This is a genomic window from Micromonospora sp. NPDC023644 (assembly GCF_040640115.1).
Taxonomy (GTDB): Bacteria; Actinomycetota; Actinomycetes; order Mycobacteriales; family Micromonosporaceae; genus Micromonospora.
The window spans coordinates 69,933-87,293 of record NZ_JBFABA010000009.1 but is presented as its reverse complement, the minus strand read 5'-3'; the positions used below and the strand labels follow the sequence as shown (position 1 = coordinate 87,293).

Annotated in this window: 16 protein-coding genes; 2 read left to right on the top strand and 14 right to left on the bottom strand. The window is 71.7% G+C overall.

Annotated elements, in window-relative coordinates:
* Window positions 1-49: 49 nt before the first annotated feature.
* The 6 genes from AB0G08_RS10040 to AB0G08_RS10015 all read right to left on the bottom strand — a co-directional run bounded on the left by AB0G08_RS10040 (window position 50) and on the right by AB0G08_RS10015 (window position 6,189).
* Window positions 50-349 carry a hypothetical protein gene (locus tag AB0G08_RS10040; RefSeq protein WP_358085786.1) on the bottom strand — a complete coding sequence of 100 codons (300 nt, stop codon included), beginning with the start codon at window positions 347-349 and terminating at the stop codon, window positions 50-52.
* Complete coding sequence (locus AB0G08_RS10035; RefSeq protein WP_358085784.1) at window positions 342-512, bottom strand: hypothetical protein; 171 nt, start codon at window positions 510-512, stop codon at window positions 342-344. The genes AB0G08_RS10040 and AB0G08_RS10035 overlap by 8 nt, the downstream gene beginning before the upstream one ends.
* Before the next feature lie 93 nt (window positions 513-605).
* Window positions 606-1,058 (bottom strand): hypothetical protein, encoded by a 453-nt coding sequence (locus tag AB0G08_RS10030; protein WP_358085781.1) that lies wholly within the window; start codon window positions 1,056-1,058, stop codon window positions 606-608.
* Window positions 1,055-5,413: a toxin glutamine deamidase domain-containing protein gene (locus AB0G08_RS10025; RefSeq protein WP_358085778.1), complete on the bottom strand. Its 4,359-nt coding sequence runs from the start codon at window positions 5,411-5,413 to the stop codon at window positions 1,055-1,057. Before AB0G08_RS10025 ends, AB0G08_RS10030 begins: the two co-directional genes overlap by 4 nt.
* Before the next feature lie 18 nt (window positions 5,414-5,431).
* The gene (locus AB0G08_RS10020; RefSeq protein ID WP_358085775.1) at window positions 5,432-5,770 is read right to left on the bottom strand and encodes a hypothetical protein; all 339 of its coding nucleotides are present in this window, start codon (window positions 5,768-5,770) and stop codon (window positions 5,432-5,434) included.
* On the bottom strand, window positions 5,770-6,189 hold the full coding sequence (locus AB0G08_RS10015) for a YbaB/EbfC family nucleoid-associated protein (protein WP_358085772.1): 420 nt from the start codon (window positions 6,187-6,189) through the stop codon (window positions 5,770-5,772). The genes AB0G08_RS10020 and AB0G08_RS10015 overlap by 1 nt, the downstream gene beginning before the upstream one ends.
* 75 nt (window positions 6,190-6,264) lie before the next feature.
* Here AB0G08_RS10015 and AB0G08_RS10010 point away from each other — a divergent pair, with 75 nt between their 5' ends.
* The gene (locus tag AB0G08_RS10010; RefSeq protein ID WP_358085769.1) at window positions 6,265-7,497 is read left to right on the top strand and encodes an SUKH-3 domain-containing protein; all 1,233 of its coding nucleotides are present in this window, start codon (window positions 6,265-6,267) and stop codon (window positions 7,495-7,497) included.
* Window positions 7,498-7,573: 76 nt separating this feature from the next.
* Here AB0G08_RS10010 and AB0G08_RS10005 read toward each other — a convergent pair whose 3' ends face one another.
* Window positions 7,574-9,013: an aldehyde dehydrogenase family protein gene (locus AB0G08_RS10005; protein ID WP_358085766.1), complete on the bottom strand. Its 1,440-nt coding sequence runs from the start codon at window positions 9,011-9,013 to the stop codon at window positions 7,574-7,576.
* Between the two features lie 186 nt (window positions 9,014-9,199).
* Here AB0G08_RS10005 and AB0G08_RS10000 point away from each other — a divergent pair, with 186 nt between their 5' ends.
* Window positions 9,200-11,134: a proprotein convertase P-domain-containing protein gene (locus tag AB0G08_RS10000; RefSeq protein ID WP_358085764.1), complete on the top strand. Its 1,935-nt coding sequence runs from the start codon at window positions 9,200-9,202 to the stop codon at window positions 11,132-11,134.
* Between the two features lie 49 nt (window positions 11,135-11,183).
* Here the strand turns inward: AB0G08_RS10000 and AB0G08_RS09995 are convergent, their stop codons facing one another.
* From AB0G08_RS09995 to AB0G08_RS09965, 7 genes are all read right to left on the bottom strand, one after another.
* Window positions 11,184-12,002 carry an ABC transporter permease gene (locus AB0G08_RS09995; RefSeq protein WP_358085761.1) on the bottom strand — a complete coding sequence of 273 codons (819 nt, stop codon included), beginning with the start codon at window positions 12,000-12,002 and terminating at the stop codon, window positions 11,184-11,186.
* Window positions 12,003-12,005: 3 nt separating this feature from the next.
* Window positions 12,006-12,911: an ABC transporter permease gene (locus AB0G08_RS09990; RefSeq protein WP_358085758.1), complete on the bottom strand. Its 906-nt coding sequence runs from the start codon at window positions 12,909-12,911 to the stop codon at window positions 12,006-12,008.
* A complete protein-coding gene (locus AB0G08_RS09985; RefSeq protein WP_358085755.1) occupies window positions 12,908-14,074 on the bottom strand; it encodes an ABC transporter ATP-binding protein in 1,167 nt (388 codons plus the stop codon). Before AB0G08_RS09985 ends, AB0G08_RS09990 begins: the two co-directional genes overlap by 4 nt.
* Window positions 14,075-14,079: 5 nt before the next feature.
* Window positions 14,080-15,264 carry a spermidine/putrescine ABC transporter substrate-binding protein gene (locus AB0G08_RS09980; RefSeq protein ID WP_358085752.1) on the bottom strand — a complete coding sequence of 395 codons (1,185 nt, stop codon included), beginning with the start codon at window positions 15,262-15,264 and terminating at the stop codon, window positions 14,080-14,082.
* A 328-nt stretch (window positions 15,265-15,592) separates the two neighbouring features.
* Complete coding sequence (locus AB0G08_RS09975; RefSeq protein WP_358085749.1) at window positions 15,593-15,793, bottom strand: DUF397 domain-containing protein; 201 nt, start codon at window positions 15,791-15,793, stop codon at window positions 15,593-15,595.
* Window positions 15,784-16,551: a helix-turn-helix transcriptional regulator gene (locus AB0G08_RS09970; RefSeq protein WP_358085935.1), complete on the bottom strand. Its 768-nt coding sequence runs from the start codon at window positions 16,549-16,551 to the stop codon at window positions 15,784-15,786. Before AB0G08_RS09970 ends, AB0G08_RS09975 begins: the two co-directional genes overlap by 10 nt.
* Window positions 16,552-16,862: 311 nt before the next feature.
* Entirely contained in the window at window positions 16,863-17,231 is a 369-nt protein-coding gene (locus AB0G08_RS09965; protein ID WP_121396491.1) for a DUF3499 domain-containing protein, read from the bottom strand.
* Window positions 17,232-17,361: the final 130 nt, after the last annotated feature.

The window sequence follows — 17,361 nt, the reverse complement described above, 5'->3', positions numbered from 1 at the left end:
TCCGGCGCCCCGGTCGTCTCCACGGGCCCGGCTCCCGATCCGCCCGACGTCACGACGACCTGTCCGTGCGCTGGCTGACGGCGCCCTGCTGGTGAGCGTCCTGCTCGCCGGCGTTATCGCTGACGGCGTCCTGCTCGTGGTCGTCCTCGTCGACGTCCTCGGCGCTGCCGGCCCCCAGGGCGACGGCGAAGGCCACGCCCATGGCGATGCCGACGCCGACGCCGGCCGCCCCGTCCAGTGCGGCCAGGCCGACGACCAGACCGAGCATGAGGCCGACCGGCCACGTCCAGACGTTGGACCGCCACCTACCGGTGCCGGACGACTTCTGCCCAATGTCTGATTCAGCCATTTCGCCATGGTATTCCGGCCCGGCAACCCGCCCCGATCCCGTAACCCTCAGCGGCGGACCGGATCGGCCTTAACGCGGTGGAGCTTCGGCGCGTCCTGCTGGTCATCGTCCGCCGGAACCAGCCCTTCTTCACCTCCGCCAGATGCCCGGACAGACCGAGCAACGACAGCGTCGGCGACGATACGGCCCTCCGGCGAGCACCTTTCCAGGTAAGCGCACTTCAGCTCACAGGTGAACCGTTGGCCCCACAGAGGCACTACGCCTCTTCCAAACCCAAGCTAGGGTCCGCGGCCGGATCGCCCAGCTGCCGGAGTTGCTCCTCGAACATGACGAACGTCCTGCGTTGAATTCCGGCGATCAGGGCGAGCTCGGTGGGATTCGGGTAACGCCTCTCGCGAGCCACCCCGTCTTGAATCGCCCGGACCGTTTCATACAGAGCGAAGATGGGACCCTCGCCGCGAAGGTAGTACCCACGGTCATGCTCAGTGCGTTGGATGAACTCTTCACGGGTCAGTTCCTCAACCTCATCGCCTTCACCGACAAGCAACTTGGTGATCAGGTGATTCGCCGGAACCCAGCCTCCCGTGTCCTTCGACAAGCGCCAGCCAGCGACACCTCCCCCGCCCGTTCGGACGAGTTTCAAGGGGGATTCGTAGTAGCTGTAGAAGGCCGGGAAAACGAAGCCAGGAGGCATCTCCATCACAGTCATTCCTCCCTCCGGTTATCGCCCATCGCCCGCCAATAGGCTTCCTGCCCTTCGCGGCTCAGCCCGTACCGCACGGCTTGCTCTGTCGGGGTGAGTGGTCGGTTCTGCGCTTCGGCGAGGGCCTCGATATCTCGCCGGACCTCGTATAGAGGATGTTCCCACTTGGCGACCTCGTCGATGGCGGCAAGGTGCAGGCGGAGCTCAGCAACGTGTCCGTTCGACATCCGGAGGTTAACGAGGATGTCGCGGTACCCGCTGCGCATCGGTCTCAGGAAGCGATCTTTAATGCCCACGATCACAACTTTGCGGTTCCGATCCAGCTCATCCAAAGCATTGTAGAGATCTTCGAGCCGCTGGAACTCCACCTTCGCCGCTGCTAGGTCCTTGAGCCGAGAGGCGTCGTTCTCGTACTCGACAAGCTTGTCCTTCACCCGGTCTATACCCTTCGGCTTGGCGCGCCAGCCTGGCCTGCCTACGCCACCGGCCAGACTAGTCGCCATCCGGTTCAACTCCCGCTGAGCGTCCTTCGACTCAGCAAAGAGACGTTGCACGAAAGCCCACCGGTAGCCGTCGTCGTGACGCCTCGTCGTGTCAAAGCCCATCTGCACCGGCGATTGTCCTCGAGCTGCGACACGTTCGCTCAGCAGCCGCTGTTCATTAGTGAGCTCCGCAGGTCGCGGGGAGGCTACGCCTTCTCCGATGACAGCCTCTGCGCCTCGCCGATCGATGTCATTGAGGACGAAGCCGAGGATGTCGATCGCCTGCTGCTGGCCGGCTAGATGGAGCATCGTCAACGGCCGAGCGGTCATCGAAGTCAGCAGGTCGGGCGTAGCAAGGATCATCCGCGCCAGGTCGGGCTGGTGGACAAGTTGACGGACCAGCGCCTCGGCGAGCATCGGCTCCCCGCGGGGCGGTTCCTGCCAGCTTTCGTTCAGCATCCGCTGCACGCGTGGATCCGCAAACAGCCGCGCCACGTCTCCGGCGCCCGCTTCGTCGAGTTGCGGTACGAGTCGCCGAAGTGCCGGTGGGTCGATCCCGGCCGCGACCTCGGCCGGCGTCACGCCGGCAGCGAACACCCGCTCCAGATCGGGCTCCGCAGCCAGGATCGCGGCGACGGGGATGGCGTTCCCCGCCCGCTTCGCCTGTGCGCGTTCCCGCGCCGCCCGTAGCTCCTCGGGCGAGGCGTCGCTCCGTTCGGGGGCAAGTCCCGTTTCGTGGGGCTGTCGCGGGAGCCCTGGTGACACCGACCCGTCGGACGGAGCCGAACCCGGCCCGTCGAGCAGGTGTACGCGGTTGAGGTGCAGCTCGCCGTACCCCTGGTCGGTTTCGACGGGTGGGTACTGCGGTAGGTCCGGTCGCTGGCTGAACCGCCCCCGCCGTAGTCCGCCCAGCGGCATCGGTCTGCCGTCCGAACCGAGCACCAGGACCTCGGTGTCTACGGCGTTGTGCGGGTGCGGAAAGCCGTGGTGCCGGTACAGGGGCGTGGTCGACACGGCCTGGGTCTGCGGGTCGAGGTAGAGGATGGTGCCGTTCTGGTTGAGGGCGACCCAGATGTGCGAACCGCCCCGTTCCCAGCTGTTGACGACGAAGGCGAAGCTGCCGTGGCCCCCGAGGCGGAGCTGGTCGTGGAGGTTGCGGTAGCCCGTGTCGATGGCCCGCTGCCGCTCGGCGCCCTGGATGTCCTCCGTCGGCTGGCAGAGGCGCTGGAAGCGCCCCCCGGTGATGTCCTCCACCCGTCCCATGCCGTCCCGCTCGCCGTGGATGGGGCGCGTGACGTCGCCAACCACGTAGGCGTCGAAGGTGCGGGGAGCGGCCACCCTGGGTCGGCCGTGCATCCAGGTGTCGAACAGCGACAGGGTGCAGTCGATGCAGTTGATGCCACGGGTCGGGTCGGCCCGAGGTCCCCCGTCGTTGACCAACCCGAACCAGCGGCCCACGCGCGGGTCGGCGTTCCGCCGGACGCTCCCGTCAGGCTCACGGGGCATCTGCCGTTCGATGTCGGTCTGGTGCAGGGCCAGCGGCGGACGCAGACCGCCGGGCTGGCCGTAGTTCCGTGACCGGTCGATCGGTGGCGGGTAGTCGTCGCCCGTCAGCGCCGAGCGGTCGGCGGTCTCCACGGCGCCGTACGCCAGATCGCCCACGTCGTCGTTGATCCGGTGGAAATCCGTACCACTGACGGCAACGACGCCCGGAGCGGCCACTCCGGCGAGGACCCTTTCCGCCATGTCGTTCTGCTGGTGATACCAGCGCTCCCGGTCACGGGCCCCCAGGAAGTAGCGCTCGGCGGTGGCGCGATGCCCGGCCTGTGCCAGGCGACGACCCTCGCTGACCAGCCACCGGGCTTCGTCGTAACTCCGTTCTGCGGCTTGGCGTAGTCGCGCCGCGCTGTCCAGACGGCGATTCTGCTCATGATTCGTGCGCTGGAACTCGAAGTGCCCCCGATAGCGGCGTCGCTCGAAAGCGTCCTGGTCCGCGGCCCACCTGGCGGCGTACCACTCGGGCGTACGCGGACGCGGTGGTGGCTGCCCTGCCGCTCTTGACGGGTGTGGTGCCGCCTCGGATGGTCGGTCTGTCGATGGCGGGTCCACGGGCGCCCCCGGCGCCACGTCTGGGGCGCGCAGGGCCCCCACCTGCGGGCCGCTGGTTCTCGCGACCGTCTCGCCGTACGGCGCCGGCCCCGTGGTGGTCACCGGGGACGCCTGCGTCGGGATACCGGCCAGCGGTGGGTTCAGCCCTGAGCCGTTGGGCGCGGGTCCGCCGGTCGTCGGCGGAGCGGGTGCCGTGACACCCGTGTTCTGCGCGGCCAGCCCCGTGCCGGGTAATGATTCGCCGACAGGACCAGGGACCGCTGGCAGGGCAGGAGCAACCGTCGCAGGTGCCGGCGGCGCGACGGAGGAGAGCGTCGGGTCGAGCGGAGCCCTCGACGCATCGACCTGCGACGCCGGGAGTACGGACCGATCCCCGGAGTCGACGCCAGGTATGGGCGGTGGAACGTTTCGTGCTTCCGCGAGCCCACCCTCAACTGTCGGGCCGGCCACGTGTGCAGCGGAGACGGCGTCGGCTGCCTGAGCCGGCGTGCTGGACGAAGCCGCGCGCTGCTCGGCGATCCGGCTGCCGGACTCGGCTGCACCAGCCTCGGGAGACGCAAGCGTCCCGGTCGCGGCTCTGGCCTCGACCGACGACGTCTCGACGCCGAGGGCAGACACTGACGGGGGCGTCGCCCCGTCCGACGTCGAGAGCGCGTGGCGGGACGCCTCCACGCCCGGCATCGAACCTGCTATGGAGGTCGAGGGCTGTCCGGAAGCCCCACCGTCCACGGAGATGGAAGGCATCCCGGCCAGGGCGCTCATCTGTCCGTTGAGCCGGGCCTGCAACGCCGCGTCGGCCTGGGCGGTGGCGGAACCACGGGCACCGGACGCCGCCGCGCGGGCCGCGTCCTCCACGGAGGTCAGCCCCTGGCCCGTGGCGAGGCTCGCGGCCTGGTCGGCCATCACCTCGCCGGCCATCTCGCGGCCGAAGTGCTCCCCGATCCGTGCGCCCCGCCCAGTGGCGTGCCGGCCGAGACCGGCCAGCGGTGCCACCGCCCCGCCGGCCATGCCGCCGAGCGCCGTGGTGCCCAACTCCGTCACGTCCAGCCCGTGCCGGCGGCCGGTCGAGTTCTGGTACGCCTGGGTGGCGAGGTTGATGCCGCTCTCCTCGGCCGCCTCCGACGCCCCGCTGAGCGCCGCACGGCGACTGAACCCGCGCACGCCGCCCTTGGTGACCTCCTTCGCCGCCCGCTCGCCGGCCTCCTTGAGCCCTTGCTTGATCGACTTGCGGGCCAGCTGTGCCATTAGCCGCTTGAAGATCTGCTGCACGATCAGCCTGGTGGCGGTGATCGCCGCCCCGGCGGCGGGCGAGGCCGCGCCCGCGGTGAGCACGGTCGCGACGGCCAGCGACAGCAGCTCGACCACCAGGATGCCCAGCTCGATCCAGACCTCGAGCTTGGCGCCCTCGATGTCGCAGCCGCACTCCTCCACCAGCCGCCCCAGCTCGGTGCTGACGGCGAGCAGCACGGGCAGCGGCGCCTCGTCGCCCTCCGCCACCCGACGCCAGGCGGTGTCGAAGGCGGCGGCGACCGCCCCGACGCCGCCGTACCCGCTGCGCACCTCGCCAGCGGCGGCGACGGCGTCGGCCCGCGGCCCGGCCAGTGCGGCGGCCACCGCGTACCACTGGTCGGCGAGCTCCCAGACCGCGCGTTCGTTCCCCTCCGGCCACTCGACACCGATGACCCAGTCGAGGGCCTCGTAGACCCAGCCGGGCAGCTGCCAGGGCGAGTAGTCGAGCGGGTGCGGGATGGGGCTCGGCAACAGACTCATCCGGGTCTCCTCAGCGGATCAGCGCTGCTGGTGCCGGTCGCCGACGCGGCCGAGGCGGCCCGCACTCGCCGCGTCCGTCCGCAGGTTGGCGTCCACCGACCGGACCACGTCGGTGCCGAGGCCCTCCAGGTGCCGGCCCACGCCCTCCCACGTGCGCAGGACCAGCTCCTCGAAGCCGCGGTACTTCTGCTCGAACGCGGCCCCGATGTCGTCCTTGCCCCATAGCGACCGGCCGCTCGCTGCTGCGATCGCGCCGCCCACCTGGCGGCGCCGTGCCGTGATCGCCTCGCCCGACAGCGAGAGGTCGACGCCGCCGCGCCGGGCGCGCTGCGGGTCGAGCCAGAGCTGGCCGTCCATCACTCGCTCCGGCGCAGCACGGCGTCGGCCCGGCCCAGCAACGAACCGAAGTCACCCGTACGCAGGAAGTCCGTCGCCCCGGAGCCGGCGGGCAGGTAGCCGGCCACGAGATCCTGGGTGGCGGCGACCGCGGCGGCCCCGGCCCGGTGGATGGTGGCGGTGACCTTCCGGCTCAACGCCTTGGCGTCCCGGTCATGGAAGACGGAGGGGTGCAGTTCCACCGAGATCACCTCGCCCCGGGCACCCGCGGTGGCGGTCACCTGGCCGTCCTCTGAGCGCTCGGTCACCCGCAGCTCGGCGAGCCGACCCTGCAGTTCGTCCAGACCGGACCTCAGTCGCTGGTAGTCCCCGTACACCTCGTCGAACCGCGCCCGCAGCGCGCGATTGGCGTCCCGGTCCACACTCTCGGCCAACGCCACCCTCCCCCGGTTACCGTCGGTAGGGCGAACCATACCGGGCGCCATGAATCCGTGGGGGTCCGGTACTTTCAAGCTGTGATCGATCGCCAGCAGGCCGAACAGCTCGCCGCCGTGTGGGCCCGCCGCGAGTCACAGCGCCTGGGACACGAGTGCCGCCCGAGCGTCGACGAGTTCGACCTCGGCTACGTCATCATGTCCACCGTGCCCGTCGAGGCGAGGACGGTGCCGGGCGACCTGCCGACCACGGTGGTGGACAAGCTGACCGGCGAGGTGACCACCTGGCCGCGCGTGCCGGTCGACGTGGTCGCGCAGATGTACCGCCGGAGCCGACCGGACGGCCCCGGGGTTCCCCGCACCGTCGACCCGGCGAGCCAACTGCTCCGCGAGATCCGCCGGTTGCCGACCCCCGGCACGGCGGCGCACCTGACGGTCGAGGGGCGGCTGTTCCGCGCGCAGGGCGCCAAGGGCGACGTCACGCTGAACCACCACCCACTGGTGCGGTCCTACCTGGACGAGCTACCTCCCGGGCACCTGGTACGCGGCGGCGACCGGCACGCCGAGCTGATCGTCGTCTCCGACGTCCTGCACGACTACGACCACCGCCGCGCCGCCGAGGGCATCGCGCCGCTCGGCATGGCCGACGCGGAGATGCTGTTGGGCAGTGCCCGCTTCGAGGTCTTCCGGGTGCGGGAGCCGGGCGATCCCTATGGCGGCAGGGCGGAGAGGGCCTGCGACTCGTGCGTCAACTTCCTGGTCCACTTCAACGCGTTGTCGTGGGCTGACCTGGCCTTCACCTCGGAGTGGCATCCGCAGCCACAGCACCCGCATCATCCGGGCCGCTTCCCGCCCGCCGTCGGCGACGCACTCATGGACGCCGGCTGGGAGGACAGCGAGTTCAACCCCGCCCTGGCCGCCGGGGCGATCCGGGAGACATGCGAGGTGGCCGGTCAACGACACCGTCACGAGCCCTTCCCGGCGGCGGAGCGGGCGCTGACCGCCTTTCCCGCGATCGTGAGCAGCCGCCGGGGGCCCGGCGAGCAGGTCTGGATCAGCCGGTTCACGACCAACCCGCTTCGGAGCGCGCACTCGGCCGACACGCTCGCCGACTTCGCCGCCGTGCTCGGGACGAGGCTCTTTCCCGTCGGGTCCGAGCACGGTGACAGCATCTTCGCCGTTGACGAGCGGGGTCGGATCTTCGCGTTGGACCAGGCCGGCGAGTGGTTCCTCGGCGAGGACATCGACGCTGCGCTGACCACCCTGCTGCTCGGCCGGGCGCCGGCCCGCGTCCGCGACGACGGCACCTGGTGAGCGGACAGCGCCCGGTGAGCGGACGACGCCTGGTGCGCGGGCGACGCCTGGTGAGCGGGCGGCAGCCGGCGGGCCGCTACAGCGGCAGGCCGGTCAGCACCATGACCCGGGGCTCCGTGTAGTCGTCCATGGCGCTGCGCAGGCCCTCGCGGCCGACGCCGCTGCCCTTCACCCCGCCGTACGGCATCTGGTCGGCCCGGTACGACGGCACGTCCCCAACGATCACCCCGCCCACCTCCAGGGCGCGGTGCGCCGCGAAGGCCGTGTCGAGGCGGTGGGTGAAGACGCCCGCCTGCAATCCGTACGCCGAGTCGTTGACGGCGGCGAACGCGGCCTGGTCGTGCGCGACGCGGGCGACCACCAGCACCGGCCCGAAGACCTCCTCGGCGCAGACCCTGGCGTCCGCCGGCACGCCGGAGAGCACGGTCGGCGGGTAGGTCGTGCCCTCGCGCCGGCCGCCCACCTCGATGGTGGCGCCGGCGGTGACCGCCTCGTCCACCCACGCCTCCACCCTCTGGGCGGCCTCGGCGGAGATCAGCGGCCCGACGTCGGTGAGCGGGTCGGACGGGTCGCCGACGCGTAGCTCCTGCACGGCCGCGACGAGGCGGGGCAGGAACGCGTCGTAGAGCCATTCGTGCACGTAGACCCGCTGCACGGCGATGCACGACTGCCCGGCCTGGTAGTTGGAGAACGTCGCGATGCGGTGCGCGGCGAAGGTCAGGTCCTCGTCGGTGTTCCAGTCCTCGCAGATCACGGCGGCGGCGTTTCCGCCCAGCTCCAGGGTGACGTGCTTCTCGGGCACGGAGCGGCGGATCGCCGCGCCGACCGGCCCGGAGCCGGTGAACGAGACCACCGGCAGCCGGGGGTCGGTGACCAGCTCGGCGGCGCGCTCGTTGGGCAGCGGCAGGACCGAGAACATCCCCTCCGGCAGGTCGGTCTCGGCGAGCAGCTCGCCCAACAGCAGCGCCGACAGCGGGGTGGCGGGGGCGGGCTTGACGATGATCGGGGCGCCGACCGCGATGGCCGGGGCGACCTTGTGCGCGACGAGGTTCAGCGGGAAGTTGAACGGCGCGATGCCGAGCACCGGCCCCCTGGGCGCCCGCCGGACCAGGGCGATCCGCCCGGTGGCGGCAGGGTCGGTGTCGAGGCGTTGCAGCTCGCCGGAGAAGCGGCGGGCCTCCTCGGCGGCCCAGCGGAAGGTGGAGACCGCCCGCCCGACCTCGGCGCGGGCCCACTTCAGCGGCTTGCCGTTCTCGTCGGTGATCAGCCGCGCGACCTCCTCGGCCCGCTCGGCGAGCCGCCGGGACACGTGGTCCAGGGCCGCCGCGCGGGCGTGCGCGGGCAGGGCCGCGGCCGCCGCGGCCACCCCGGCGGCTGCCGCGACGGCCGCCTCGACCTGGTCGGCGGTGGCCAGGGTGGTACGACCGACGGCGCGCCCGTCGTACGGGTGGTGGACGGTCAGCTCGCCCTCGCCGTGGGCGGGGCGGGAGGCGACATGAAAGGCGACGGGGTCCACGTGGAGCAGCGTAGACCTTCCGCACGGCAGTGAGCCCGACCGATCCCTTACCGCAGTTCCCCCTCCGAATACAAGGTGCCCGCACGTCTCCACATTTTGCCGTGGAGGCCCTACGATCTTGCTCACTTTGATCAATTGCGATCGATGGCGTACCCGCCGTCGTGTAGCGAGAGGAACACCCGAGGGATGACACTCCCCTACCCCGCCGCGCGCCGCTGGCGCGTCGGTGTGCTGACAGCCGCCGTCGCCACCGCCGTGGCGTTCGGCACCCCCGCGACGGCCGCCCCCGCCGAGGGACAGATCCTCCTGGCGGGCGGCGCCACCGCCGTCGACGACTCGTACATCGTCGTGTTCAAGGACACCTCGGTGGGCCGGACCGACGTCACGAAGAAGGCGCGTGACCTCGCCGGCCGGCACGGCGGCGCGGTCAACCGGACGTACCAGAACGCGCTGCGCGGGTTCGAGGCCCGGCTGTCCGAGGCGGAGGCCAAGCGGCTCGCCGCCGACCCCTCGGTGCGCTACGTCCAGCAGAACCACACCATGCGGATCAGCGGTACGCAGAGCCCCACCCCGTCCTGGGGCCTGGACCGGCTCGACCAGCGCGCACTGCCGCTGAACAGCTCGTACACCTACCCGAACACCGGTTCGGGCGTGAAGGCGTACATCATCGACACTGGCATCCGGTTCGGCCACAGCGACTTCGGCGGCCGTGCCGTCTCCGGCTTCGACGCGATCGACGGCGGCAGCGCGGACGACTGCAACGGGCACGGCACGCACGTGGCCGGCACGGTCGGCGGCGCCGCGTACGGCGTGGCCAAGGGCGTCACCCTGGTCGGCGTCCGGGTGCTCGACTGCGCGGGCAGCGGCACCAACGCGGGCGTCATCCAGGGCGTCGACTGGGTGACCGGCGACCACGCCGCCGGCCAGCTCGCGGTGGCCAACATGAGCCTCGGCGGCGGCTTCAACCAGGCCGTCAACGACGCCGTGGCCCGCTCCATCGCCGACGGCGTCAGCTACGGCCTGGCGGCCGGCAACGACAGCGGCGCCAACGCCTGCAACAGCTCGCCGGCCAGCACCCCCGCCGGCATCACGGTCGGCTCGACCACCAACACCGACGCCCGCTCGTCGTTCTCCAACATCGGCACCTGCCTGGACATCTTCGCGCCCGGCAGCTCGATCACCTCGGCCTGGCACACCGGCGACACGGCCACGAACACCATCAGCGGCACCTCGATGGCGACCCCGCACGTGGTCGGCGCCGCCGCGCTCGTGCTCGCCGCCAACCCGACGTTCACCCCGCAGCAGGTGCGCGACAAGCTCGTCGCCGACGCCACCAGCAACGCGGTGACCAGCCCCGGCACCGGCTCGCCCAACAAGCTGCTGTACGTCGGCGACGGTGGCACCACGCCCCCGCCGCCCACCGGCTGCACCCAGACCAACGGCACCGACGTGACCATCCGCGACAACACCACGGTGGAGAGCACGATCACCATCGCGGGCTGCACCGGCACCGCCGGCTCCGCCAGCACGGTCGCCGTGCAGATCGTGCACACCTACGTCGGTGACCTCGCCGTCAGCCTCGTCGCTCCCGACGGCAGCGCCTACACGCTGCACAACCGCACCGGCGGCTCCGCCGACAACATCAACCAGACCTACACCGTCAACCTCTCCTCCGAGGTCGCCAACGGCACCTGGAAGCTGCGGGTCCAGGACGCGGGCGCCGGCGACACCGGCTACCTGAACAGCTGGACGCTCAACCTGGGCGGCTCCGGCACGACGGACTGCACCGGCACCAACGCCAACAACGTCACCGTCGGCGACAACGCGACGGTCACCAGCAGCGTCGCGATCGCCGGCTGCACCGGCACCGCCTCGTCCACCAGCAAGGTGGCCGTGCAGATCGTGCACACCTACGTCGGTGACCTCGTGGTCAGCCTCGTCGCCCCCGACGGCAGCGTCTACACCCTGCACAACCGCAGCGGCGGCTCCGCCGACAACATCAACCAGACCTACACGGTGAACCTCTCCACGGAGACCCGCAACGGCACCTGGAACCTGCGGGTCCAGGACGCCGCCAGCGGCGACACCGGCTACATCGACAGCTGGACCCTGACCCTCTAGCCCGAACCCTCGACCGACCCGGGCCGACCCCCGGACCAAGGGCCCCTCGTCACGCTCCCGCCTGACGAGGGGCCCGCCTCGTGCGGCGGGCGCGCAGGGTGCTGGCCAGCACCAGCAGGAGCGCGATCACGAACATGGCGGTGCCGATGACGTTGACCTGCGGCGGGATGCCCCGCTGGGCGGCGCCCCAGACGTACATGGGGAACGTGACGGTGGTGCCGGCGGTGAAGTTCGTGACGATGAAGTCGTCGAAGGAGAGCGAGAACGCGAGCAGCGCGGCGGCCACGATGCCGGGCAGCGCCAGCGGCAGGGTGATCCGCCGGAAGGTCTGCCACTCGCTCGCGTAGAGGTCCATCGCGGCCTCCTCCAGCCGGGAGTCCATCCCGGCCAGCCGTGCCTTGACGGTGACCACCACGAACGACAGGCAGAACATGACGTGCGCGACGACGACGGTCCAGAAGCCCTGCGGCACCCCGGCGGAGACGAAGAGGGCCAGCAGCGAGGTGCCCATCACCAGCTCGGGGGTGGCCATCGGCAGGAAGATCAGCACGTTGATCCCGGCGCGGCCACGGAACCGGTGCCGCGCCAGCGCGAACGCCATCAGGGTGCCGAGCACCGTGGCGACCACGGTCGAGACGAAGCCGATCTGCACGCTGCGCACCACCGCGTCGCACATGTCGGAGGTGGCGCACGGGTTGCGCCAGTTGTCGAGGGTGAACTCGTTGAAGTCGTACGACAGGCGGCTGGAGGGCCGGTTGAAGGAGAGCGCGGCCACCACGGCGACCGGCAGGAGGAGGTAGCCGAGCACCAGCAGCGCCACGCCCGTCACCCAGCGGTCGGCCAGCCAGCGTCCGAAACGGTGTCCCACCGGTCAGAGCACCTCCTGCGTGCCGGTGCGGCGCAGGTAGCCGAAGACCACCGCGAGGATCGCCGCCATCAGCAGGAACGACAGCGCGGCGCCCTGCGGGTAGTCCAGCCGGACCAGGAACGCCGAGTCGATGACGTTGCCGATCATGTACTCGTTGGGGGTGCCGAGCAGTTCGGCGTTGATGTAGTCGCCGCTGGCCGGGATGAAGAACAGCAGCGTGCCGGCGACCAGGCCGGGCATGGAGAGCGGCAGCGTGACCCGGCGGAAGGTCCGCCACGGGCCGGCGTAGAGGTCGCCGGCCGCCTCCAGCAGCCGGGGGTCCAGCCGCTCCAGGCTCGCGTAGAGCGGCAGCACCAGGAAGGGCAGGAAGTTGTACGTCAGGCCGAGCACCACCGCGACGGGGGTGGCCAGCAGCCGGCCGTCGGGCGCGAGCAGGTGCACGTCGCGCAGCAGCCCGACGAGCCAGCCGTTGTCCGACAGGATGGTCTTCCACGCCAGCGTGCGCACCAGGAAGCTGGTGAACATGGGCGCGACCACGCAGACCAACAGCAGGTTCCTCCACCGGCCGGCCTTCTGGGCGATCGCGTACGCCAGCGGGTAGCCGGCCAGCAGCGCCAGCACCAGCGCGGCCCCGGCGTAGCCGAAGGAGCGCCCGAACTGCGGCCAGTACGCGGCGAGCGCGTCGGGGTAGTTGCCGAACGCCCAGGTCATCGCGTACCCGGTGGCGAGCGAGCCGGTCGGGTCGTAGAGGCTGGCGGCGGCGAGCTGGAGCAGCGGCACCGCGAAGAAGAGGAACAGCCACGCCGCCGCGGGCAGCAGCAGCAGGTACGGCAGGAGTCCGGGCCGGCGGGGCGGCGCGGGCGGCGCCGGCTCCCCGGAACCGGTGGGCAGGTGCGCGAGGGCGCTCACGAGGGTGCGCCGACCGGCTCGTCCCGCGCGGGCACGCTCCGGTCCTGCCCGCCGGTTTCCCTAGGCAGCAGGAAGGCGTGCCGCGGGTCCCAGTACGCCACCGCCTCGGCGCCCACGGGCAGCGGACGGGCCGTGCCGCTGTTGGCGACGAAGGCCGTCAGCTCGCCGCCCCAGCCGGTGCGCAGCAGGTACTGGGTGCTCACCCCCACGTAGGAGGCGTCGGTGACCACCCCGGTGACGTGCTGGCACCCGGCGGGGACCTGGTCGACGGAGTCGACCAGGTGCAGCTTCTCCGGGCGTACGCCCAGGTGCACCGGCCCCCGGTCGACCCGGGCCCGGCCGGCGGGCACCGAGAAGCGACGGCCGTGCGCCGACACCGCCACCTCGTCCCCGCCCGCGCCGGCCGCCTCGCCGGCGAGCAGGTTGGACTGGCCGAGGAAGTTCGCCACGAACGCCGTGGCCGGGTACTCGTAGAGGTCGGCGGGGGCGCCGAGCTGCTCGATCCGCCCGGCGTTCATCACCGCGACGGTGTCGGCCATCGTCATGGCCTCCTCCTGGTCGTGGGTGACGTGCACGAACGTGATGCCGACCTCGGTCTGGATCCGCTTGAGTTCGAGCTGCATCCGCCGGCGCAGCGTCAGGTCCAGCGCGCCGAGCGGCTCGTCCAGCAGCAGCACCTGCGGGCGGTTGACCAGGGCGCGGGCCAGCGCGACCCGCTGCTGCTGCCCGCCGGAGAGCTGGGCGGGGCGGCGGTGGCCGTGGTCGTCGAGCTGCACCAGCGCGAGCATGCCCATGACCTCGTCGTCGACGGAGCGGATGCCCCGCCGGCGCAGGCCGAACGCCACGTTCTCGAAGACGTCCAGGTGCGGGAAGAGCGCGTAGCTCTGGAAGACGGTGTTCACCGGCCGCTTGTACGGGCGCAGCCGGGTGACGTCCCGTTCGCCCAGCAGCACCCGCCCGCCGGTCGGCTCCTCCAGGCCGGCGATCATCCGCAGCGTGGTGGTCTTGCCGCAGCCGGACGCGCCGAGCAGGGCGAAGAAGGAGCCCTGCGGGACGGTCAGGCTGAGGTCGTCCACCGCGGTGACGGCGCCGAACCGCTTGGTGAGGTTGGCCAGCCGCAGGTCGCCGCCCGGGGTCTCGCGTCCCGCAGTCGTCCCGCCCATCCCGCTCACGCCCCGATGACCTGCTGGTACTTGCCCTCGTACTCGCGTTCCTGCTTCTCGTCCAGCGCCATGAAGACCTTGGACCGCGACAGCATGGCGTCGTCGGGGAAGATCAGCGGGTTGGCGGCCAGCGCCGGGTCGATCTTCTCCATCTCGGCCTGGGCGCCCCGGACGGGGCAGATGTAGTTGACGAACGCGGCGAGCCGGGCGGCGACCGCCGGCTCGTAGTAGTGGTCGACGAGTCGCTCGGCGTTGCCCTTGTGGGTGGCCTTGTTCGGCACCACCACGTTGTCCGACCAGATCATCACCCCGGACTCGGGCACCACGAACCTGATCCTGTCGTCGTCGAAGCCGAGCTGGATGGCGTCGCCGGACCAGCAGATGCAGGCGGCGATGTCGCCCTTGGCGAGCTCCGGCGCGTAGTCGTTGCCGGTGAACCTGCGGATCTGGCCGGAGTCGACGGCCTTCTTGAGCTTGGCGAGCGCGTCGTCGAACTGGGCGCTCGTGAAGTTCGCCGGGTCGTGGCCGTTCGACTGGAGCAGCAGGCCCATGGTGTCCCGCATCTCGGCCAGCGCGGTGACCTTGCCCTTGAGGTCGGGGCGGGTGAGCAGCTCGTCGACCGTCCGGATCTCCCTGGTCACCCTGCCGTTGTAGGCGAGGCCGGCCAGGCCGGACTGCCAGGGGATGGCGAGCTGGTCCGCCGGGTCGAAGGACCGGCCGCGCAGCGAGGGCAGCAGGTTGGCCTCGACGTTGGGCAGCTTCGACTTGTCCAGCTTCTGGACCCAGCCGAGCCGGATCATCCGGGCCGCCATCCAGTCGGTGAGGACGACGATGTCCCGCCCGGTCGACTGGCACCCGGCGAGCTGGTTCTGCACCTTGCCGAAGAACTCGTTGTTGTCGTTGACGTCCTCGGTGTAGGCGACCTGGATGCCGCTCTCGGCGACGAAGGCGTCGAGGGTCGGCCGCTTGGCGGAGTCGGCGTCGTCCACGTCCATGTACTGGGGCCAGTTCGAGAACGTCAGCGTCTTCTCGGTGCCGGAGAGGTCCTCGCTGACGCAGCCGGCCTCCGTCTGGGCGGCGCCCCTGGTGCCGCAGCCGGTCAGCGAGCCGCCCGCCGCCAGCAGTGCCGCCGAGCCGAGGGCGCCGGTCAGCAGCCCACGCCGGGTGAGGGGCCGGAGGGGAGTTCGCATGTGACGACTCCTCGAGGTCATCGTCGGTGGGCAGGCGGAGGCGGCGCGCCGACGGGACGTCAGGTGCGGTGAACGACAGATCTTGGCATGGGCCGACGGCGACGACGGACGGCGGGTCAGCGTGCGCGAAGGGCGAAGGCGCGACCACATTCCGCTCCACGCCGGGAGTGGTGCTGACCGTCCCGGGAGTGATGCTGGCCGTCGCGGAGGCGATGCGGATCGTCGCGGGAGCGATGCGGATCGTCGCGGCGATCGGCCGGTCTCGCCACTGCGGCGTCCGTCCGCCGCACGCCGCCTGGGCAGGCGTACGCCCAGAGGCGCCGCCCGATCAGCCGGCGCGCCCGTGCCGGCCGGCGGACCCGACGAACGCCCGCCAGGCGCCCGGCGCGAAGGTGAGCACGCCCCCGGCGCGGTCCTTGCTGTCCCGCACGAGCACCCGGCCGGGCAGGTTGTCGGCCACCTCGACGCAGTCGCCACCGTTGTTGCTGCTGCGGGTCGCGGTGCGCCAGCGGGCGTCGGTCATGTCCATGTCGTCGCCACTTCCCCGATCAGCTCGATCGACTGACGTCGCGGCAGCGCCTCGCCGGCGACGCTCTCCCATCTCGCGCCCAGGCTAGCAATGTCGGCACTCTCGGTCACGACCTGACCGCGCAGCTGGTTGTCCAGATAGGCCGTCTCGGCGCCGTCGGGCAGCCGGATCAGCACGAACGGGCCGGCGAGCCCGGTGTGCCACGGCGCCTCGGCGGGGATCACCCGGACCTGCACGTGCTCCTGCGCGGCGACCGCCAGCAGGTGGGCCAGCTGCCCGGCCATCACCGCCCGGTCCCCCACCCGCCGGCGCAGCACCACCTCGTCGATCACGGCGACGAGCTGGGGCGGGGCGTCCCGGGCCAGGATCGCCTGCCGGGCCAGCCGGCCGCCCACGATCTCGTCGGCCTCGGCCGCCGGCAGCAGGCCGCCGGTCGCCAGCACCGCGCGGGCATACCCCTCGGTCTGGAGCAGGCCGGGCACGAGCAGCGGCTGGTACGACCTGATCGTGACGGCGTCCTGCTCCAGTTCGGCCCATGGTCGGAACCACGGCAGGTCGCGGCGGCGGAACGGCTCGGGCCACAGCTCGGCGGCGTCGCGCCCGAGAACCTCGGCGACGGCGAGCCGGGTCCTGGGGTGCGGGATCCGGCCGGCCGCGAGCCACCGCCCCGCCGTCTTCGGGTCGACACCCACCTTCTCCGCCAGCGACTCGGCGGTCTCCCCCTTCTCGGCCATCGCCACCCGCAGCGCCTCGTTCACCCGCCAGCCCTCCGCTCCGCTCGCCCGCTCCACCGGGGGCGCCAGCGCCGCTCACGCACTCCGCCGCTCTGTCACGCTGTGGCGCACGGTAGCCACGCATCGTGCTGGCGTCTGCGGTCTGCCGGCGTGTCGGGGCGAGACATGTTCCGCCCATCTCAGGCGTGCCGAGAGAGTCCGGAAAGGGCCCGCAAGTGTCCAGGCGGGGCGCCCCCACACTGGACGCATGGATGGGGCAGCTCGACAGCGCGCGAAAGGTGTGTTGCGGCGGCGGGCCGGCTACCGCGCGGCCGGGAGGCCCGTGCGGGCGCGGGTCAGTGGTTCGGGGGGATGACGCGCAGGTGACCCCGGCGGCCCGTCTGGGGAGTCGAGTTGGTGGTGTGGTCGTCCTCGGGCGGGCGGGGCGCCACCGGGCGGGCGGCCTCGCGGACGGCCTCCGCCAGGGCGACCAGATCGTCGGTGGTCGGCGGCGGGGGCTCGAACTCGCCCTCGTGCCGGACGACGTCCCAGCCGCGCGGCGCCGTCAGGCTCCGGGCGTGCGGTTCACAGAGGTCGTACGTGTGCGGCTCGGCGAATGCCGCCAGCGGGCCGACCACCGCTGTCGACTCGTTGTAGACATAGGTCAGCGTGGCGACCGCTTGCCGGGGGCAGCCGTTACGGGAGCAGCGCCGTGGTGACCTCACGGCGGCAGGGTATCCCCATTACCGGGTCCGGCGCACTGCTTCGCGTTGCGACACGCCCGTCGCGGTGATCACAATTCGGCCGGCGTGGCCGCGCCGCGCCGCGTCTGAGGCGCTGCCGCAGGCCAGGTCG